The organism is Longimicrobiaceae bacterium (assembly GCA_035696245.1).
Lineage (GTDB): Bacteria > Gemmatimonadota > Gemmatimonadetes > Longimicrobiales > Longimicrobiaceae > DASRQW01.
This window is the reverse complement of record DASRQW010000277.1, coordinates 1-19,921: the sequence shown is the minus strand read 5'-3', so window position 1 is coordinate 19,921 and position 19,921 is coordinate 1. Positions and strand designations below refer to the sequence as shown.

At 70.6% G+C, this 19,921-nt stretch carries 21 protein-coding genes; 17 read left to right on the top strand and 4 right to left on the bottom strand.

What is annotated here, in order from left to right; translation table 11 throughout:
- From VFE05_12955 to VFE05_12940, 4 genes are all read left to right on the top strand, one after another.
- Positions 1-276 (top strand): hypothetical protein (locus tag VFE05_12955; protein HET6230974.1); only part of this gene is annotated, 276 nt, incomplete at its 5' end.
- Between the two features lie 136 nt (positions 277-412).
- Positions 413-814: a hypothetical protein gene (locus tag VFE05_12950; protein HET6230973.1), complete on the top strand. Its 402-nt coding sequence runs from the start codon at positions 413-415 to the stop codon at positions 812-814.
- A gap of 245 nt (positions 815-1,059) precedes the next feature.
- Positions 1,060-1,323: a hypothetical protein gene (locus VFE05_12945; protein ID HET6230972.1), complete on the top strand. Its 264-nt coding sequence runs from the start codon at positions 1,060-1,062 to the stop codon at positions 1,321-1,323.
- A gap of 105 nt (positions 1,324-1,428) precedes the next feature.
- The gene (locus tag VFE05_12940) at positions 1,429-1,974 is read left to right on the top strand and encodes a hypothetical protein (GenBank protein ID HET6230971.1); all 546 of its coding nucleotides are present in this window, start codon (positions 1,429-1,431) and stop codon (positions 1,972-1,974) included.
- A gap of 15 nt (positions 1,975-1,989) precedes the next feature.
- Here VFE05_12940 and VFE05_12935 read toward each other — a convergent pair whose 3' ends face one another.
- Positions 1,990-2,193 carry a hypothetical protein gene (locus tag VFE05_12935; GenBank protein ID HET6230970.1) on the bottom strand — a complete coding sequence of 68 codons (204 nt, stop codon included), beginning with the start codon at positions 2,191-2,193 and terminating at the stop codon, positions 1,990-1,992.
- Between the two features lie 276 nt (positions 2,194-2,469).
- On the opposite strand from VFE05_12935, the gene VFE05_12930 reads away from it, so the two are divergent.
- Positions 2,470-2,928, top strand: coding sequence for a GNAT family N-acetyltransferase (locus VFE05_12930; protein HET6230969.1), 459 nt, complete (start codon positions 2,470-2,472; stop codon positions 2,926-2,928).
- Positions 2,929-3,290: 362 nt separating this feature from the next.
- On the opposite strand, the gene VFE05_12925 is transcribed toward VFE05_12930, so the two are convergent.
- Positions 3,291-5,096, bottom strand: coding sequence for a stage II sporulation protein M (locus VFE05_12925; GenBank protein ID HET6230968.1), 1,806 nt, complete (start codon positions 5,094-5,096; stop codon positions 3,291-3,293).
- A 245-nt stretch (positions 5,097-5,341) separates the two neighbouring features.
- Here VFE05_12925 and VFE05_12920 point away from each other — a divergent pair, with 245 nt between their 5' ends.
- The 10 genes from VFE05_12920 to VFE05_12875 all read left to right on the top strand — a co-directional run bounded on the left by VFE05_12920 (position 5,342) and on the right by VFE05_12875 (position 15,469).
- Positions 5,342-6,283 (top strand): MBL fold metallo-hydrolase, encoded by a 942-nt coding sequence (locus tag VFE05_12920; GenBank protein ID HET6230967.1) that lies wholly within the window; start codon positions 5,342-5,344, stop codon positions 6,281-6,283.
- A 322-nt stretch (positions 6,284-6,605) separates the two neighbouring features.
- On the top strand, positions 6,606-7,991 hold the full coding sequence (locus VFE05_12915; protein ID HET6230966.1) for an HD domain-containing phosphohydrolase: 1,386 nt from the start codon (positions 6,606-6,608) through the stop codon (positions 7,989-7,991).
- Positions 7,992-8,769: 778 nt separating this feature from the next.
- Positions 8,770-9,528, top strand: coding sequence for a TonB family protein (locus tag VFE05_12910; protein HET6230965.1), 759 nt, complete (start codon positions 8,770-8,772; stop codon positions 9,526-9,528).
- A 132-nt stretch (positions 9,529-9,660) separates the two neighbouring features.
- Positions 9,661-10,374, top strand: coding sequence for a MotA/TolQ/ExbB proton channel family protein (locus VFE05_12905; protein HET6230964.1), 714 nt, complete (start codon positions 9,661-9,663; stop codon positions 10,372-10,374).
- 2 nt (positions 10,375-10,376) lie between these two features.
- A complete protein-coding gene (locus VFE05_12900; GenBank protein HET6230963.1) occupies positions 10,377-10,865 on the top strand; it encodes a biopolymer transporter ExbD in 489 nt (162 codons plus the stop codon).
- Positions 10,866-10,869: 4 nt separating this feature from the next.
- Positions 10,870-11,322 (top strand): biopolymer transporter ExbD, encoded by a 453-nt coding sequence (locus VFE05_12895; protein HET6230962.1) that lies wholly within the window; start codon positions 10,870-10,872, stop codon positions 11,320-11,322.
- A gap of 132 nt (positions 11,323-11,454) precedes the next feature.
- Positions 11,455-11,877, top strand: coding sequence for a biopolymer transporter ExbD (locus tag VFE05_12890; protein ID HET6230961.1), 423 nt, complete (start codon positions 11,455-11,457; stop codon positions 11,875-11,877).
- A gap of 1 nt (position 11,878) precedes the next feature.
- Complete coding sequence (locus VFE05_12885; GenBank protein HET6230960.1) at positions 11,879-12,373, top strand: biopolymer transporter ExbD; 495 nt, start codon at positions 11,879-11,881, stop codon at positions 12,371-12,373.
- A gap of 145 nt (positions 12,374-12,518) precedes the next feature.
- Positions 12,519-13,835, top strand: coding sequence for a cation:dicarboxylase symporter family transporter (locus VFE05_12880; GenBank protein ID HET6230959.1), 1,317 nt, complete (start codon positions 12,519-12,521; stop codon positions 13,833-13,835).
- A gap of 113 nt (positions 13,836-13,948) precedes the next feature.
- Positions 13,949-15,469, top strand: a complete 1,521-nt coding sequence (locus tag VFE05_12875; GenBank protein HET6230958.1) for an amino acid permease — start codon at positions 13,949-13,951, stop codon at positions 15,467-15,469.
- A 351-nt stretch (positions 15,470-15,820) separates the two neighbouring features.
- On the opposite strand, the gene VFE05_12870 is transcribed toward VFE05_12875, so the two are convergent.
- Positions 15,821-16,849, bottom strand: a complete 1,029-nt coding sequence (locus VFE05_12870) for a TerC family protein (protein ID HET6230957.1) — start codon at positions 16,847-16,849, stop codon at positions 15,821-15,823.
- Between the two features lie 668 nt (positions 16,850-17,517).
- Between VFE05_12870 and VFE05_12865 the strand changes: the two genes are divergently transcribed.
- Together VFE05_12865 and VFE05_12860 are read left to right on the top strand one after the other, a co-directional pair.
- Complete coding sequence (locus tag VFE05_12865; GenBank protein HET6230956.1) at positions 17,518-17,880, top strand: hypothetical protein; 363 nt, start codon at positions 17,518-17,520, stop codon at positions 17,878-17,880.
- A 341-nt stretch (positions 17,881-18,221) separates the two neighbouring features.
- Positions 18,222-19,520 carry a tetratricopeptide repeat protein gene (locus VFE05_12860; protein ID HET6230955.1) on the top strand — a complete coding sequence of 433 codons (1,299 nt, stop codon included), beginning with the start codon at positions 18,222-18,224 and terminating at the stop codon, positions 19,518-19,520.
- 39 nt (positions 19,521-19,559) lie between these two features.
- Here the strand turns inward: VFE05_12860 and VFE05_12855 are convergent, their stop codons facing one another.
- Positions 19,560-19,715, bottom strand: a complete 156-nt coding sequence (locus VFE05_12855) for a hypothetical protein (GenBank protein HET6230954.1) — start codon at positions 19,713-19,715, stop codon at positions 19,560-19,562.
- Positions 19,716-19,921: the final 206 nt, after the last annotated feature.

The following is a 19,921-nucleotide window of genomic DNA, read 5'->3' as shown; positions in this document are numbered from 1 at the left end:
GCGCTGGTGGCGCACCTAGGCCGTGCCGCCAACCGGCACCTGCCGCTGGCCGTGGCGCTGCGCAACCCGGACCTGGAGACGGCCGCTGCCTTAGCCGCGACGGACGAGGCCGCCGTCTTCCGCCGTGCCGCCGCCGAAGAGCTGCTCCAGGCCCGCGCCCACGCCCTCGCCGCCATGCAGCGCACGGGCGTGCTCGTGGCCGACGCCCGCCCGCAGGACGCCGTGCCCGCGGTCGTCAATCGCTACCTCGACGTCAAGCGCCGCGGCCTGCTCTAGGACACCCGCGGAATCCCCGCACCTGCCGTAACCGCTGTATCGATGAACGTCGTGGGATGCGGCCCCTCCCACGGTCGTCTGCCCCGCGTGCGCCGCCCGCGCACATCTCCCGTCCACCCTCCCGCGAGAAGACGCCATGTTCAGCCCGTTCGTTCACATCCCGTCGCCGGCATTCCTCCGGCCCATCCGCAACGTCATGGCCGTCGTGCCGCTGGCGTTCGGCGCGTTCGGGTTCTGGCGCCACCACGCCGGCGCGGCGCTCGACGGTCCGCCCGCCTCGCCCGTCATCGGGACGGTCGCGTACGTGTTCGCGGCGGCGATGCTGGGCGTGCTGTTCCTCTTCCGCCGCCTGCGGGCTTCGCGGCCCGTGGCGGAACGGCCGGTCTACAGCCTCATCGGCTACGCGCAGGCCGAGGCCGCCGCGCTCTTCGGCGCCATCGTCCTCTTCCTGAGCGGCGACCCGGGCCCCTGGCTCGTCGGCATCGTCGTCCTCTTCGCGTCCTGGATCCTCATGCCCGTCGACCCCGAATCCGTCTAGCTCAGCCCCCGCGAAGACCTGTCCATCTCCCCCTCGCCCGGGCAGTTCTGGGGAAGAGGCCGGGGACAGGGGCGGATTCCGCCGCCCCACATCTCCCGACCCGAGCAACTTCCGCCGCTTCGTCCGACGATGCGGATACGACGCATGAAGTCACGCCGGTACTTGTGCGGGCGGGCGGCGGGGCAGAAGTTGAGGCATCGTGCGCAAGCCGGGCAGCATCCACGTCCCACCCCTCACCGGACCGCATGGCCGACGCCAAGCCCAGCTCCACCGACCACCTGGACCACGCCCGCGAGCTGGTGTGGGACGCCCTGCAGATGCTCGAAGAGGCGCAGCGCGTGCTGTTCAAGGCGGGCGACTGCTACGTGGGCCAGGTGTGGGGCGACGGCGTGCGCGCGGTGATCCTGTGCACCGAGCACATCACCGAGCTCTCCGGCGACCTGTCTGCCGCGCACAACGAGATCGGCCGCCTGGTGGCCCGCGACAAGGACCGCGGCCGCAGCGCCTGACCGTCTGCCGCCGCGGACGGAACGCATCCCGCACCACGGACGCACTCGCGTCCGGCCGGTCCGCACCCGCGGCCCGGCATCTCCCTCCCGCCATCTCCGGCTTCCATGCCCCGCGTCCAGCGTCTCGCGGCTGCCGTGCTCTGCCTGTGCGCCAGCGCCTGCCAGGGCCGCGCCCGGAACGACGTGATCCGCTTCTCGGGCACCTTCCAGCCTGGCGGTGCGTGCTCCGCGCAGCTCCACGGCAAGGTGGAGCGGGAGGTCCGCGGTTCGGCCCGCGGCACGCGCATGATCACCATCGCCGAGCACGGGCCGGAAGGCTCGTACGTGATCGGCTGCGAAGGCGACCGCACCAGCATCAGCTTCTTCGTGGAGGTGGGCGACACGGCCGGCGCGCTGCGGTCGGGCACGTACCGCATCGCCCCGCAGGAGACGGGCGACTCCGTCTGGGTGCGGCGCGGGTGGGCGGGCTTCCAGTCCGACGTCCAGGCGCCCGACGGCGATGCGTCCCGCCGCTACGGCGCCGACACGGGCACGCTCACCATCACGCGCGTGGGGCCGCAGCCGGACGCGCCGCCCGGGCTGCGTGCGTACCGCGTGCTGCTGGAGGGATCTTTCGACGTGAGCGCGCACGGCTACTGGCACTTCGAGTAGGCCGTGCCGCCATGCTCACCGGTACACCTGCCAGGTGAGCATCACCGCGATCACGGTGCAGAACGCCACGAACGCGGCCACCAGGCCCAGCGCCGTCCAGTAGAGCACCGGGTCCTTGTCGCGCTCGGCGCGGCGGAAGCGGCGACTGCGCCAGCCCTCGTAGACGACCCACCAGCCCACCGCCACGCTCAGGAACATCAGCAGCGTGTAGCCGATCATCGTTCGTCCGTGCTCCTGGGTGGAAAACGCGCGGCCATCCGCGCGGCCGAGGGGCGTCCCGCCGCGGAGAACGCGGCAACAGCGACTCCCGTAGATGCAAGACCTCGCCCCATCCACCGTGCCCGCCAACACTTCGCCCCCAGGCTCCCCCGGTCGCATCCCTGCGATCCGCAGCTCCGCTCCATCGCGACCCGCCGCTGCGGGATGGATCGGCCGGCCATGATCGCGTAGCTTTCCGACGGCGTATCTCCTGGTCGAGCCACCGACATCCAGAACATGCAGATCGACTATCTCGCCGACCGTCCCGAGCACCTGCGCACGCTCGCGGAGTGGTTCGACGCGCAGTGGAAGCACGTGCTGCCCGACCGCACGGTGGAGACGTACGTGGAGCGCTTCCGCACGCACATGAACCGCCGGGAGATGCCGCTCACGCTCGTGGCGCACCAGGACGGCGAGGCGCTGGGAACCGCCAGCCTGCGCACCAACGACATGACCTCGCGGCCGGAGCACACGCCGTGGCTGGGAGGCGTGTACGTGGCCGCGCCTCACCGCCGCCGCGGCATCTCCGCCGCCCTCATCGCCGCCGTGGAGGACCGGGCGCGCGAACTGGGCGCGACCGTGCTCTACCTCTACACGGTCGACAAGGAGAGCTACTACCGCGGCCTCGGCTGGGAATTCGTGGAGCACACCGAGTATCTCGCCCAGACCGTGGCGGTCATGCGCAAGCCGCTCTGATTCGCTGGCCCGGACGCAGCCGGGTTGGCCGGGAGATGCGCAGCCGCCTTCCAAGCCGACCAGCTCCTCGACATCATCATCCCCATCACCGGAGGCACATACGGAATCCGGGTCGACTTACCTTCGCGGAGTCTAGCCGAAGCGGTTCGGACCACCGGCAGCAGCCCGCGCAGGCGGGCTTCGCGCCGTCGTAGCCCGCGGCTTTAGCCGCCCGGGCGATCCTGGCCGCACCATCTCCCGGTTTTCGTATCATCACGAAGATGCGGGGCGGCCGTGGATGGTCCGCCCCGCATCGTCTTCCTGCCCGTCACTTGTTCCGTCCGCCGTTCAGAGCTTCGGCCCGCGGGCGCGGGAACGAGAGATCAGGCGAGTCTCCCCATCTTCTCCACCGCGCGGCGCGTCTCCTCGTCGCGGCCGGCGAAGAGCAGGTAGATGAGCAGCAGCAGCGCCATCAGCGACGCGAACCCGATCTTCACCTCCAGCGGCAGGTGCGAGGGGGACACGAAGCCCTCGATGGACCCGGCGATCAGCAGCATCATCATGGTACCGCCGATCAGCGAGATGGCCTCGCGCCCGCGGATCACCAGCATCTCCCGCCGCGTCCTCCGTCCCGGCAGCACGATCGCCGATGCCAGCAGCAGCCCCGCCGCCCCCGCGATGCAGATGGCGGTGAGCTCGATGGCCCCGTGGCCGATCACGAACGCCAGGATCTGCCACGCATGTCCCACGTTCGCGAACACGGCCAGCCCCCCGCCCAGCGAGACGCCGTTGTACACCAGCGACGCCACCGTCCCCAAGCCCAGCAGGATCCCGCCGGCGAAGGTGGCGAACGTGACCTGCACGTTGTTTGCGGCGATGCCCACCGCCATTGATGGCATCTGCAGGTCGCTGAGCTCCACGTAGCCCTTCCCCGCCTTCTCCTTCTCCGCCGCCTCCTCCGCCCGCGCGATCAGCACCGGCGACACCACCTCGCGCTGCAGGTCCGGACGTACGCGCAGCGCGGTGTACGTGATCACGCCCGGCACGTAGAAGAGCGCGCTCGCCAGCGCCAGCGCGCGCCAGCGCATGCGCACCAGCGCCGGAAAGCCGCCCGTGAGCCACTGCTTCAGCGCGCGCCACGAGCGGCGCGGCGGGCGGTACAGCAGGTTGTGGCCAGCGCCCACCGTGCGCTCCAGCATGTACAGCAGCTCGGGCGAGGCGCCGTACGTCCGCGCGCGCGCCAGGTCCGCCGCCACCTCGCGGTACAGCGCCGCGAAGCGCGACACCTGGCTCTCGGGCAGCGCGTCCAGCCCGCGGTCGCGCGCCTTCGCCAGCAGGCCGGCGTACTCGTCCCACGCCGGCCGCTGCCGCCGGAACAGCGCCGCCGCCTGCGCGCTCCCCGAGCGCCCGCTCAGGCCCGCCGCCGCGCGCCGGCCCGCCTCGTCCGCATGCACCAGCACCAGGAAGTCGTCGTGGCTGCTGTGCAGACGGCGCGCGTCGTCCGCGAAGCGCGGCCCCAGCCGCTCCGCCTGCTGCCGCGCGATGCGGGCGCGCACGTCGCGCTCCAGGCCGGCGCGGCGCGCCACGTAGCTGCCCAGCCACGCGAACTCCTCCGCGCTCAGCCGCGGCGGGCCCAGCGACGCCGCGGCCGCGGCCTCCTCGGGCAGCACCGTGCCGCCGCGCTCGCGCACCACCACCGTGCCCGCCACCAGGTCGCCCAGCCGCTTGGTGCGCGGGTGGAACATCATCATCGTCCCCCCGATCAGCCAGCTGGGCACCGGCTGCATGTCGACGAGGCGCAGCAGGGTGCGGATGGCGGCGCCGCGGGCCGTGACCGGGTAGCCGCCGTCGTGCACCACGCGGATGCCCATGCGCTTCTTGCCCGGCGTCTGCCCGTCGCGGAACCCCTCGAAGTAGAAGAAGTAGCCCCACGTCCATACGAACACGGCGCCGATCACGAACGCCGTGCCCAGCGCCTTCGCGATCCCGCCCAGCCCCACCAGCGAGGCGATCAGCGGCAGGCCGATGCCGAGCACGAGCAGGCCGCCCAGCAGGAGCAGCCAGTCCAGCAGCAGCGCCGCGAAGCGCGAGCCCAGGCCCGCCAGCTCGTAGCCGATGGCCACGTGCTCCGGGGTCTCGACCTCGACCTCGCGGTCGGTGAGCGTGCTCGCGCGTGACGTGGCTTGCATGTGCGGATTGGGGATGCGAAGTGGAGCGGACGAGCGGCGGGCGGAAAAGCCCGGAAGGAAGCGGACTGCAAATCTAGGCCAACCCGCCCCGTCCGGCGAGGGCGCCGCCGCATCCCCGCCTCGATCCGGAGCTCCCTCCCCGCGACGCGTTAACGGCCGGCGCTCCACGGCACGGTTTCGGCGGAAGGCGCGTACCTCACCCGGATCGGCGGACGACACCACCGTACACACGAGAAACGAGGAAGATGGACGGCGTGCACCAGGAAGCTCCCGGAGTGCTGCGCATCGACCACCGCTGGCAGGGCGTACCCGGCCTCATCGCCTCGTACCTGCTCGCGGGAGATGACGGGCAGGACGATCTCGCCCTGGTCGAGGCGGGCCCGGCGAGCACGGCGCATACGCTGCTGGCCGGCATCCGCGCCGCGGGGCAGGACCCGGCGGAAGTCACCCGCATCCTCCTCACGCACATCCACCTGGACCACGCGGCCGCCGCGGGCGTGCTCCTGCGCGAGATGCCGCGGGCGCGCGTCTACGTTCACCCGCGAGGCGCCGCGCACCTCGCCGACCCGTCGCGCCTGATCTCCAGCGCCACCCGCATCTACGGCGCGGAGATGGACCGCCTGTGGGGCCGGATGCTGCCGGTGCCCGCGGACCGCATCGTCACCCTGGACGACGGCGCCGAGGTCCGCGCCGGCGGCCGGACCCTGCGCGCGCTCCAAACGCCCGGCCACGCCGAGCACCACGTGGCCTACCACGATCCCGCGGCGGCCCTCGTTTTCACCGGCGACGTCGGCGGAGTCCGCCTGCCCGGTTCGTCCTATGTCCGCCCGCCTACGCCGCCGCCGGAATTCGACCTGGGGCGATGGCTCCAGAGCGTCGGCACGCTCCGCTCGGTTCGTCCGGAGCACCTGCTCCTGACGCACTTCGGCGCGTTCGCGGACGCGGGGCGCCACCTCGACGAGCTTGCAGCGCGGCTGCGCGACTGGACCGCCTGGGCCCGCGCCGCCGTCGCGGATGGGGCGGACGCCGCCGCCCTTGCGGAAGGCATCCGCCGCCGCGGCGACGCCGAGATCCTTGCCGCCACCGGCGACCCCGCCATCGTCGGCGATTACGAGAAGGCCGTCGCCTACGACATGATCGCCTCCGGCCTCCACCGCTACCTCACCCGCCCGCCGAAGCACCCGTAGCGCGGGTCCGCTGCGTCGATCGGCCGCGAGAGCTCTGCACGCGAGGAGGTGGGGGGCCTCTCGGAGGAAGCCGCGTCTGTCCGAGCCGAGGCGAGTTTCGCGGCTTCCGGCGAGAGGCCCTCCGCCGACGAACGCCCGCACGGAATTCCGGCAGCCCGTGCATTCGCGAGTCTTTCAGCCCGTGATGGTAGATGCGGTAGATGCGGTAGATGCGGTAGATGCACGGGGCGGTTCGCCTCGGCCAATGTGCGGCGGGTGGACGCGGGAACGTGCCCTGCGTAGCATCTACCGGAACCCTCGAATACCTCGCGAAGCGCCGCCGTTGCAATCCAGCCCGTCCGCCGTCGATGGCCAGCCCGTCCAGGGCATCCCGCTCTCCGAAGTGATCTCGGCGCTTTCCTACGCGCTCGACATCACCGAAGGGCAGCCGGAGGGCCATGCCGTACGCAGCTGCCTCATCGGCATGCGGCTCGCCGCGGAAGTTGGTCTCTCGGCAGACGAGCGTTCGTCGCTGTTCTACGCGCTGCTGCTCAAGGACGCGGGCTGCTCCAGCAACGCGGCCAAGACGTGCATGCTCTTCGGCTCCGACGACCTGGAGGTCAAGCGCAGCTGGAAGCTGACCGACTGGCCGGGGCGGTGGGCGTCGCTGGCGCACACGGTGCGGAACGCCGCGCCGCACGGCTCCGCGCTGGAGCGGGCAGCGCAGGTGCTGAGCATCGCGGGGGCGGGGCCGGTGGGCACCGAGCTGATCCAGACCCGCTGCGACCGCGGCGCAGACATCGCGCGCATGCTGGGATTCAGCGAAGAGACCGCCGCCGCCATCCGAACGTTGGACGAGCACTGGGACGGCCGCGGCAGCCCCGCCCGCCTGCGCGGCTCGCGGATCCCTCTGCCGGGCCGCATCCTCTGCCTGGCGCAGACGGTGGAGATCTTCTTCTCGTCGTTCGGCGTGGACGAGGCGTGCCGCGTCGCCCGCCGCCGCTCCGGCCGCTGGTTCGACCCCGCGCTCGTCCGGGCCCTGGAGCGCATCCGCGGCGACGAGGGCTTCTGGGCCGCTCTCGCAGCGCCGGACGTGCAGGCGCAGGTCGCCGCGCTGGAGCCCGAGGACCGCGTGCTGCTCGCCGACGACGAGCGCCTGGACCGCGTGGCCGAAGCGTTCGCCGGGGTGATCGACGCAAAGAGCCCCTACACCTTCCGCCACTCCGCCGGCGTGGCCGAGGTCGCCGTGCGCATCGGGGCGCAGATGGGCTTCGGGCCGGGCGAGCTGCGCGACCTGCGCCGCGCCGCGCTGCTGCACGACGTGGGCAAGCTGGGCGTCTCCAACCGCATCCTCGACAAGCCCGGCAAGCTCACCGAAGAGGAGTTCGCCGTGGTGCGGCGCCACACCGACCACACCCACCGCATCCTGGAGCGCGTGGCCGTGTTTCGCGAGCTGGCCCTGGTCGCCGCCTCGCACCACGAGCGGATGGACGGGAGCGGCTATCACCGCGGCGTGCGCGCCGGCGATCTGCCGCTGGCCGCGCGCATCCTCGCCGTCGCCGACGTCTTCGACGCCCTCTCCGCTGACCGTCCGTACCGCGCCGGCCTCCCGCGCGGCGAGGTGCTGGCGATCATGCGCGCCCAGGTGGGCGCCGGCCTCTGCCCCCAGGCGTTCGGCGCGCTGGCCGCCTCGCTCGGCGAGCAGGACACGGCCGTGACGGCGGCGTAACGCCGGAGCAACGCATTCGGAGCGCCGTCCCCGTCGCCACGGCGGAAGAGGAGCGGGAATGGTGTGCCTGGCGTAGCGTTGCGGCGCGTTTCACGCGATGCGCCGCCGAAGTGCCGCTTGCCGGTTGTCAAAGCCGCGGTGCCGTGTATCTTCTTCCGTCCACCGCATCCATCCCGCGCAGGTCGCGCACGTCCGGAACGTCCCACGATTGCCCGGGAGTGTCACGGCGCGGCACGCCCCATGCGGCGCGCGAGCCGCGGAGGCAAGGTTCCAGGCATCTCCCAAGACGAAGGCCCGTACGGCGCAAGCTGTTGCGCCGTCGCGCGGTAGCGGGAACCGCATCGCGCCGTCGTGGGTATATCGCTGGGCACCGTGGCGAATAAAGATTCACCGCTCCGATAGACTATCCGGAGCGGCGTGGTCGCGGCGGGATGGGCGGAATGGGGGCCTCGCCGGTGTGGAACCGTAGGCGGGGCGAAGGGTTGACTTACCGGAAGGGGGCGTGCAGGTTTGACGGATTGCTTCTTCGGACCCGCGGCCTTCCCGTCCGGCCCGGCAGCCGCGGCCCGCGGCGAGCGCACTCCGCCATGCACTCCCGCGGTGCCTGGCGGAGTTTCGATCTAACGTTCGCTCCGGCGCTCGCGCGGGGGCAGGCGGCGGCCCGGACCGCCGGGTCAGAAAGCGGAACGCACGTTCGTTAGAAGGTTGAGGCCGGCCCGGAGGGCTCCTCCGGCCCCTACGAGTCCCGGGCCCATCGAGTTTCACGGCGGAGGGTGGAATGTTCAACAAGCTGGTAGCGTCGGACGGGAAGAAGAAGAGCTCGGCCACCGCCACGACGACCATCGTGTCCGTCGTGGCGCACGGCGCGCTCCTCTCGCTTCTCGCCGTCGGAGTGCACGCGGAGACGACCAAGAAGAAGAACGAGGAGCTGGTCGACTACGTAGAGGTGGCGGATAAGCCCAACACGCCTCCGCCCCCCAAGGAAGAGCCGCCGCCACCCCCGCCGCCCAAGCAGGAAGAGGCGCCGCCGGTGGTGAAGGGCACGCAGGAGCTGGTGCCGCCCCAGGAGCCGCCCCAGAAGATCCCGGACGTCGATCCCAACCAGCACGCGGTCAACGCCGAGGACTTCTCGGGACAGGGCAAGCTGGGCGGCGTGGCCAACGGCGTGGAGAACGGCGTGGCCCAGGACGTCAGCAGGCGTGACGCTCCGCCGGACGAGGGCACGTACGAGCTGGCCGCGGTGGAGGAGCAGCCCACCCTGAGCAACGCCGCCGACGTGCAGCGCACCCTCTCGCGCAACTACCCGCCGCTGCTGCGCGACGCGGGCGTGGAGGGCTCGGTGACGGTGCGGGTGCGCGTGATGGAGGACGGCAAGGCCGACCCCAGCAGCATCAGCATCGAGAACTCGACGAACGACCAGTTCGCCGACGCCGCCAAGCGGGTCGTGGAGCGCATGCGCTTCCGCCCGGCCAAGGTGGGCGGCAAGGCCGTGAGGGTGTGGGTGACGGTGCCCATCAACTTCACCGTCACGCGGTAGGCAGCGCACCGCCGGGAAGGCGCCGTCCGCAAGCGGGCGGCGCACCGGCCGGGAACGGGCGGCGGGCGCCGTCCCATCCAGTCAGTCTCATCACATTCTGAAACGCGCAGAAGCGCAAGGAGAAGGAAGCCAATGTCGCTATCGCTCGGCCAGCTTTGGGCCAACATGGGCCTCTTCGCGAGGGGGATCGTCATCGTCCTCATCCTCATGAGCATCATCTCCCTCTCGGTGGCCGTCGCGAAGTGGATCCGCTTCCGCCGCATGGCGACCGCGACCCGCGCCTTCGCCCCCACGTTCTCGCAGGCGCTGGAGAACGACAACATCCCCGAGGCGCTCGCCGCCGCGGACCAGTACACCAAGTCGCACGTGGCCCGCGTGCTCGGCGAGTCGCTGCGCGAGGTGGCCCCGCTTCTGAACGACCCCCGCGTGGCCGGCGCCGCCATCAACTCGGCCGAGCGCTCGGTGGAGCGCGAGCAGATCCTGCTCGCCAACGACCTGAAGTCGGGCATGGGCCTGCTGGCGACCATCGGCGCGACCGCGCCGTTCGTGGGCCTGCTCGGCACCACCATGGGCATCATCAACGCCTTCGGCAGCATGAGCACGGCCGGCGGCGGCCTCGAGGCGATCTCGGGCGGCATCTCCGAGGCGCTCGTGACCACGGCCATCGGCCTGATGGCGGCCATCCCCGCGGTGTGGCTCTACAACTACTTCACGGCGCGCCTGGACACGCTGTTCTCGGAGCTGGCCTACGCCGGCCGTGAGATGATCGACTGGATGATGGACCGCCAGGCCAAGCGCGAGGCGGGCATCACCACCGGCGGGCGCGCCACGAACTTCGGAGACTGACCATGTCCAGCTCGCTCGGCGCGGGGGCGTCGTTCGGCGGATCCCCGCTGCCCAAGATCGCCGGGTTGGAGTCGGACGTGAACGCCGACATCAACGTCACTCCGATGATCGACGTGATGCTCGTGCTGCTGATCATCTTCATGGTGATCACCCCCGCCCTGGGCGGCTACAAGTGGCAGCCGCCCAAGGCGCAGATGTCGGCGCCCGAGAAGGAGAAGCGTGTCACGCTGGGCATCGACGCCCAGGGCATCTACTACGTGGGCGAGCCTGCGAAGCCGGTCGCGCTGGCCCAGCTCACGGACCGCCTGAAGCGCGAGTACGCCATACCGGCGCACCGCGACGACCACGTGCTCTACCTGAAGGCCGACAACGGCGTCGCCTACAGCGTGGTGCTCAGCGCCATCGACGCGGCCCGCGAGGCGGGCGTGCGCCGCATCGGCGCCATCACCGAGCTGCCGCGGGGCTCCGTGGCCAAGCCTGGAGGGAAGTAGCACCATGGCAATGGGAGTCGGCAAGAAAGGCGGTCCCCAGGGGGACATCAACATGACGCCGATGATCGACGTGCTGCTCGTGCTGCTCATCATCTTCATGGTGGTGCAGCAGGGCCTGCAGCGCGGCCTCTCGGTGCAGATCCCGCCGCCCAAGGACAAGAACGAGGTGGCGCAGCAGCCCAACCCCGAGCTGCAGATCGTGCTCGAGGTGGAGCCCGGCCCGGCCTACTTCGTGAACCGCCAGCCGGTGCAGCCGGCGCAGCTCCAGTCCGAGCTGACGCGGATCTTCACGGGGCGCCCGCGCAAGGTGATCTTCGTGAAGGGGGCCGAGAACCTGACCTACGGCCAGGTGGTCCACGCGGTGGACGCCAGCCGCGGAGCGGGGATCGAGGTCGTGGGCCTCGTCCCGCGGCCAGAGGTTGGGCCGGCCACCGCGGTTCCCGCGCCCGCCCCGTAAGCTGTTGCACCAGTACCGGTTGCCGAAAAGCCCGACGCACACGCGCCGGGCTTTTTCGCGTCAGAATCAGGGGCGTGAACGCGTTCCGGGGGAAGAGGAGCACGCATCCGCACTTCCACGGAGGGCAGGCGCATGGCGATGAAGACGGAGGGCTCGCGCGGGCGGGTGGCCGAGATCAACATGACGCCCATGATCGATGTGCTGCTGGTGCTGCTCATCATCTTCATGGTGGTGCAGCAGGGGATGCAGCGCGGCCTCGCGGTGCAGGTACCGCCTCCCACCCGCGATCCGATCTCCTCGGAGTCGGACGACGCGATCGTGCTCCAGCTGGAGGCGTCGGGCCGGTACAGCATCAACAGCCAGCCCGTGGCTGCGGGGCGCCTCCGCGAGACGGTCGCGGAGATCTACCGCGGCCGCCCGCGCAAGGTGATCTTCGTGAAGGGGGCCGAGGACGTGAGCTACGGCGAAGTCGTGGCCGTGGTGGACGTCACGCGCAGAGCGGGTGTCGATGTGGTCGGCCTCGTCCCGCGCGCGGCCGCGGTGGGAGTACGCTGACGTGCGCGCGCGCAGCGTGTCCGCGCCGGCCCCGTCGTTCGGTGGCTCGCCCCTGCCGCGGCTGGCAGGGCTGGACGGCGCCTCGCTCGCGCACTCGCCGGACACGACCCCGCTGTTGGGCGTGGTGCTCCTTCTGATGCTGATCGTGGTGACGATTAATCCGACGATCACACGCTGCTTCTTCTCTGCGGCACGCTCCGAGAGCGCCTTCGTCGACCTGAAGCAGGGCCCACACGTGCTGGTGAGCGAGGACGGGCGGTTCTTCGTGCCTGCGTGGAATGGCGCTCTTACCGACGATCACCTGACGGCGGCGCTTGCGCGTGAGCGGACGCTGCACCCAGGCGAGGTGCTGTTCGTGGATGCCGACCGGCGCACGCCCTACTCGCGAATTCTCGACCTGCTGAGCGGCGCGCGGTCTGCGGGGTTCCGGCGGGTGGGCCTGCTCGCCGAGAGGGGAAGCCCGGCATCGCAGCGCTGGACATACGCGGCGCAGTAAGCCGCGCGGGGTGGCGACTTGCCCCACCTGTGCTCCGCGCTGTAAGTTACCGTGGCTGAAGCTGCCATTTCGACCCCGAAGTGGCAGCTTCTTTTTGGCGTTGGGCCGCGCCGGCGTTCCCCGAATCGCAAGAAGAGCCGTCCAGATGTTCAAATTCCTCCGCCGGATCTCGCTCACGCAGTGGATCCTGCTCGCAATGGTGATCGGCGTGCTGGTCGGCTGGCTGTACCCGGCCACCGACGTGCCCGGCCAGTTCGCGGCCACGCAGCTCAAGCCGCTGTCCACCGTCTTCCTGCGGATGATCAAGTCGGTGATCGTCCCCATCATCTTCAGCACGCTGGTGATCGGGATCGCGGGGCACGGCGACGACATGAAGCGGGTGGGCAGGCTGGCCCTGAAGTCCATCATCTACTTCGAGATCGTCACCACGCTCGCGCTGGTCATCGGCCTGGTGGCGGTGAACCTGGTGAAGCCGGGCGTGGGCGTGCCCCTGTCGGCCCCCGCGGCCGCCGCGCAGGAGATGGCGGCCACGGCCAAGGCGCTGACGCCGGGCACCTTCCTGGAGCACATCGTCCCGCAGAGCTTCTTCGAGGCGGCGGCGGGCAACGAGGTGCTCCAGATCGTGTTCTGGTCGATCCTCTTCGGCGTGGCGCTCGCCCACGTGCAGGGGCGGCCGAAGGAGCTGCTCCTGGGCGCCATCGAGGGCCTGGCAGAGGTGATGTTCAAGTTCACCGCGTTCGTGATGCGCTTCGCGCCCATCGGCATCGGGGCGGCGATCGCGGTGACGGTGAGCCACAGCGGGCTGGGCGTGCTGAAGAACCTGGCGATGCTCATCGGCACGCTGTACGGAGCGCTGATCGTCCTCATCCTGCTGGTGCTTCTGCCCGTGGCGCTCATCGTCCGGGTGCCCATCCGCAAGTTCCTCCAGGCGGTCAAGCAGCCGGCGCTCATCGCCTTCTCCACCACCTCGTCCGAGGCGGCGCTGCCGCGCGCCATGCAGGCGATGGAGGGCATCGGGGTGCCGAGGCGCATCGTGGCGTTCGTGATGCCCACCGGCTACTCGTTCAACCTGGACGGCACCACGCTGTACCTGGCGGTGGCTTCGATCTTCGTGGCGCAGGCGGCGGGGCACCCGCTCACGGTGTGGCACCAGGTCACGATGATGCTCACGCTCATGCTCACCTCGAAGGGCGTGGCCGCGGTGCCGCGCGCTTCTCTGGTGATCCTTTCCGGTACGCTGGCCAGCTTCGGCCTGCCGCTGGAGGGCGTGGCGGTGATCCTGGGCGTGGACGAGCTGATGGACATGGGCCGCACCACGGTGAACCTGATCGGCAACTGCCTGGCGACGGTGGTCATGGCGCGCTGGGAGGGCGAGTTCGACCCCGACGCGGCCGTGCTGCCGCCCGAGGAGTCGGCGCGCCAGCTGGGCGTGACCGAGGACGTGCCTTCGCCGCAGGCCTGACGCTCCCGTTGCGCCGGCCGCGCACCGCGCCCTAAGTTGCGACCGCTTCAGCGGGCGGCCTCCCCGGCCTCCCGCCGCGACTTTCCGCAGTCCCACCCCTTTCCCGCGACCCCATGTCCCAACTCTTCCGCAGGAAGCCCATCGCGGAGCTGATCGAGGAAGGCGACCATCCCAACGGCCTGCGCCGCGAGCTGGGCGCGGGCGACCTGATCATGCTGGCCATCGGCGCGGTGATCGGCGCCGGCATCTTCGGCGCCATCGGCACCGCGGCCGCCGGCCAGATCGGCCCGGACGGCCACGTGATCCGCAGCGGCGCGGGCCCGGGCCTGGTCGTCTCGTTCGTGCTGCTGGGCTTCGCCTGCGCGCTGGCGGCGCTCTGCTACGCGGAGCTCGCGTCCATGATCCCCCAGGCCGGCAGCGCCTACGCGTACTCGTATGCCACCCTGGGCGAGCTCGTGGCGTGGATCATCGGGTGGGACCTGATCCTGGAGTACGCCGTGGGGAACGTGGCGGTCGCCATCAGCTGGGGCGACTACTTCAAGACGCTCACGTCGCAGTGGTTCACGCTGCCCGTCTGGATGACCACGGGCTACCGCACGGCGCTGCTCAGCAGCGACCCCAAGGTGCACGGGCTGATCGACGCCGCGCCGCGCGTGGCGGGCATCCCGATCCTGGTGAACGTGCCGGCTTTCACCATCGTGATGCTCATCACCTGGCTGCTGCTGTTCGGGGTGCGCGAGAGCGCGCGGGCCAACAACGTGATGGTGGTGGTGAAGCTGCTGGCGCTGGCGCTCTTCGTGGGCGTGGGCGTGATGCACATCAACCCCGCCAACTACCACCCGTTCTTCCCCAACGGCTTCTCGGGCGTGCACCACGGCGCCGCCATCGTCTTCTTCGCCTACATCGGGTTCGACGCGATCTCCACGGCGGCCGAGGAGACGAAGAACCCGCAGCGCAACCTGCCCATCGGCATCCTGGGCGGCCTGGCGATCTGCACGGTGATCTACGTGATCGTGGGCGCGGTGCTCACGGGCATGGTGAAGTACACGGAGCTGGATCCCAGCGTGCACGCGGATCCGCTGGCCTTCGCGCTGCAGCGCGTGGGCGTGGGCACGGCCGGGTGGCTGGTGGCGCTGGGCGCGGTGTTCTCGATGACGGCGGTGCTGCTGGTGTTCCAGTACGGGCAGCCGCGCATCTTCTTCAGCATGGCGCGCGACGGGCTGCTGCCGCAGTGGGCGGCCAAGGTGCACGGCAAGTACCGCACTCCGTACATCACCACCATCATCACCGGCATCTTCGTGGCCCTGTGGTCGCTCATCGGCGACGCGGGCGAGACGTACGACCTGACCAACATCGGCACGCTGTTCGCCTTCGTGCTGGTGTGCGTGGGGGTGCTGGTGCTGCGCTACAAGGACCCGGACCGCCCGCGGCCTTTCCGCGTGCCGTTCGTGTGGCCGGTGTGCCTGGGTGGCGCGGGCCTGTGCTTCTTCGTGATGTACGGGCTGCCGTGGGAGGCGTGGGTGCGCTTCTTCTGGTGGCTGGTGATCGGCCTTGTGGTGTACTTCGTGTACGGCTACAAGCGGAGCGTGCTGGGCCGCGGCGAGCACGCTCCCGTCCCGACGATCCACGACTGACGGTGTAGATGCGACGAGGTGACGATTCGCCGGCCGACATCTCTCGGCCGGTGTTTTCGTTTGGGATTGTCGATGGAGGAACGGCCGGATGGGTCGATGCGGAAGCGCCGACGCCCGCGGGAGCAAGATCACACGCACGCCGATAGTTGCGGATGCGATAAATCGCACCCCTACACGGGGTTAGGCTCTCGCGTGGATCAGTGTGGATCGGACGAGAGGTTGCATCTCTCGATCGGTCGAGGGGAACGCAGAAGGGGCGCGACAGCCGAGTCGCGCCCCCTTTCGTTTATCCGCCGGTCATCTACCGTGCACCTACCGGTCCCGCATCGTGTGCCGAGCTTCGTCCGCGCGCTACTCCGGGCGGGAGGGGTCGCGGGGGGCGTGGTCCGTGACGTCGGCGTCGGCGTAGACGAACTCCTCTTCGGCGTCGCCCGTCCCGGGCGGCGGAGTCTCGGCTGGCGGCTTGGGGAAGAGGAGCGAGGCGGCGACGGAGAGGCCGAGCAGGGCGCCCACCACCAGCAGCGAGACGTGGGTGGGCACGTGCACGTGAAAGTACATCGCCAGCATCTTCCCGCCGATGAAGACGAGCACGGCCGAGAGGCCCAGCTTGAGGTAGTGGAACTTGTCGATCACCCCGGCCAGCAGGAAGTACATGGACCGCAGGCCCAGGATGGCGAACACGTTGGAGGTGTAGACCAGGAACGGGTCGCGCGTGACGGCGAAGATGGCGGGGATGGAATCTACCGCGAAGATCAGGTCGGTGGTCTCCACCAGGATGAGCACCACGAACAGCGGCGTCGCGATGCGGCGGCCCGTGCGCGAAGAGTCCTTCGTGAAGAAGCGCTGCCCGTCGTAGCGCGGGCTCACCGGCAGCACGCGCCGCATGAGGCGGAGCACCGGGTTGGACTCGGGCTCGATCTCCATGTCGTCCTGCGTGGCCATGCGGATCCCGGTGAACACCAGGAACGCGCCGAACACGTACATAATCCACTGGAAGCGCGAGATGAGGAATGCGCCCGCCCCGATCATGGTGCCGCGCATGACCAGCGCCCCGATGACGCCCCAGAACAGCACGCGGTGCTGGTACTTGGGCGGCACCTTGAAGTATGCGAAGATCAGGACGAAGACGAAGATGTTGTCGACCGAGAGTGCCATCTCGATCAGGTAGCCGGTCATGAACTCCAGCCCGGCGCCCCGCCCCTCGAAGTGGAAGATGCCCCAGTTGAACGCGGCGGCCAGCAGCACCACCAGCACGCTCCACCGGGCGGCCTCCTTCACCCCCACCACGTGCGCCTTGCGGTTGAAGATGCCCAGGTCGACCGCCAGCAGCACCGCGACGATCGCGCTGAACACCACCCACGGCCACACGGAATCTCTCACGGTTCCTCCTCGGTTCGCTCGCTCGCCGCAGGCGGGCGGGGGTGCCGAATGCAAAAAGGGCGACACCCCCGTCCCGCGGATAGGCTCGCGCCCACCCGGAAGACGAAGGTCTCGCCCTGACGTGGGCACGGCGTGCCCCTCGTCCCAGCCGGACCGTGCGGGTCTCCCCGCAGTCTTGACGATCCGGCCGCCGGGTATCTCCCCGGCGGACTACTCCCCTTGCGTTGCTCTGAACCTAGCCCGCGCCCCGCAGGCTGTCAACGCGCTCGCGCGTACGCACCTCACGCTTCGCCCGTGGGCGGAGTAGCGAACGGGCCCTAGCCGGGACGGGCGATCATCAACCATCTACATGGGGGATGCCCGACGACGAGCATCCACACGCGTCGCGGATTGCACGATACGCGTCACCGTAATGACATGCGGACGGAGTCGTCTCAATGCGAGCCGCTTCCGAACGGTTGGCGATCACCGTCCGGCGCCGTGACGGCTGCGAGACCGTGAGCGAGAAAATCCCCGTTATACCTGTCATGCTGTGGACAGCTATGCGTCCGTATGTTCGATGCGAGCACAGGGACGGGCCTGTCGCAGGTGAGGCCCGCTGCCGCGCTCGACACATCCGGCGCGCGTTCCGGCGCGCGGAGAACGAACCCAATCTTCAGGAGGACCGTATGAAGCTGTCCGCTCTCGTCGCCGCCGCTGCCGTGGCCGTTCTCGGCGCCAGCGCCGCATCGGCCCAGCAGACGCCGCCGGCCCACAAGACGGCCCCGGCGCACGCCGCCGCCGCCCACCCGGCCGCCGCCGCGCATCCCGCCGCTGCCGCCCACCCCGCCGCCGCGCACAAGGCCGCCGCCGAGGCCGACTCGGCCGCGCGCAGCAGCCGCGCCGCCGCGGTGCACGCGGAGCGCGCCTCCACCGCAGCCGCGCACGCCACCACGCCGGCGGGCACCACCGCGCACAAGAAGGCGACGCACCATCGCCGCCGGACGCACCACGCGGCGAGCACCACAAAGCCCGCGGCGGCCAAGCCGTAGCCCGCGCGGGTATCCCAAGACCCACATGGCGGCGTCGGGAGAAATCTTCCCGGCGCCGCTTTCTGCTGATCCGCCGCGGGTCGTCTTTCCCTGAATCGAGGGCGACGTCGCCCGGGCCGTCCCAGGATGCGGGCCACCTTCGCTCATGGCCGATTCGGGCGGGCCGGAGGACGTGCGATGCGCGACGGCGGCAGTGCCCTTGCGCGAGACGCGTTGTGGCCGCTTCTTGCAGAGTGGCGGAAACGGTTCCCGTCCCGGCGTGCCGCTTGTGCGCCGTAAAACCACGGCTTATTCGTTAGCCTCCCGGGCGCTTGCCCGCGCGGCGTGCGCCCCCGACCATCATGGCGAAGAGATCCAGCAAGACCCGCGTCGAGGAGGAGACGGCCCCCGCCGCTTCGGGCCGCGGGCGCCGCCGCCGCACCCCGCCGCCCCTGTCGGACGGGTCGGAGCGCTTCGAAGGCGGCGACATCCTGGCCGAGGTGGAAGGCGAGCTGGGCGGCCTGCTGTGGAACTCGCTGCGCAACGCCACCGTGTGGGCCCGCGCCACCGACGAGGCGCGCGCCGCCATGGCCGTGCCCGAGGCCGCCGCGCTACGGGCCGCCGACCTAGAGTCCATCGCCCCGCCCGACGTCATTCGCGCGCCGCTGGAGGCCGTCGCCGCCACGCTGGACCGCCCGGCGGAGGTCACGGCCGGAGAAATCTCGGCCGCGTGTCGCTCCATATCCGAGTGGGCGTCGGCGCAAGGGTTCAAGGCCACGGCGGTGGACTTCATGCAGGCCGCGGCGCTGGCCATGCCGTCGGACGCTTCTCTGGCGGTCACCGTAGGGCGCCTGGCACGCTGGCGCGCGGAATATCCACGGGCGGAGAGCTGGTTCCTCTTCGCGGTGAGCGAGAGCCGGCGCAACGGCGACTGGACCTCGTACGCACGTGCCTTCATCGGCCTCGGCAACCTGTACGGCGAGCGCGGGAACCTGCCGGCTGCCAAGCGCGCGGCCACGCAGGCCCTGCGGGCGGCGAAGCGGCACTCGCTACGCGAGCAGGAGGGGATGGCGCTGCACGACCTGTTCGTGTTCGCCGCGCACGTGAACCGCGTCCGCGAGGCCGACCAGTACGCCGCTGCGGCGGCGCGCGTGTACGGCGAGGGACACCCGCGGCTGCCGCGCCTGGCGCACGACCTGGCATACCTGTGGCTGGAGCGCGGCTACCACGCCGACGCGCTTCCCATCTTCCTCGCCCTGCGCCCGCACACGACGGGGTACCGCGAGAAGTTCATGCTCCTCAGCAGCATCGTGCGCTCGGCTGCCGGAGCGGGCGAGACGGAGCTGTTCGAGGAGACGTGGGAGAAGGCCGTTGCGGCGATCGCCGACACCGGCGAGGCCGTGGCCGCCGCGTGGCTCAACATGGCCTATGGCGCGGAGCTGGCGGGCGACATGGAACGGGCCGAGGGCGCCGCGCGAAAGGCTTTCGAGGTCGCGGAGAAGACCCGTGAAGGGAAGCTGCGGCTGACGGCCGAGGCGCTGTTGGAGAGGGTAACGGCCGGGCCGCGCGAGGAGGAGGCGGAGCGCCGTCCGGTGCGGCACGTGCGCGGCGAGGATACTGCGGAGGAGATCGTGGCGCTGCTCGAGATGGGCGTTGGGTGAGGGCCGCGGGCCGGCGGCCCCCACCGTGTGCGCCGCGGCTCAGCCGCCGGAGCCCATGTAGCCGCCGTAGATGTCGTCCTGCTGCACCGTCTGCTGATGGATGCGGCGCTGGGACGGGGAGGTGAGGTCCTTGCCGCAGGCGGTGGCCGCTGCGGAGAGGGCGAGAAGGGCGAGGAGGATGCGGGCGAGCTTCATGGCGCGGCTCCAGTGGCAGGAGGGACGCGGACGGCAACTGCTGCCGTCCGACCGCGATGAAGCTCGGGCGAAAAAGGGTTGTTTTACGGATTAATACGGGTCTTTTTCCACCTAGTTGGGGCCGAATGGGGGATGCGAGTGCGCGCCCCGTGATCCTGCTTCACTCCCACGAGGCGCTGGGGGTGGAGATCCGCAGGCTGCGGGGT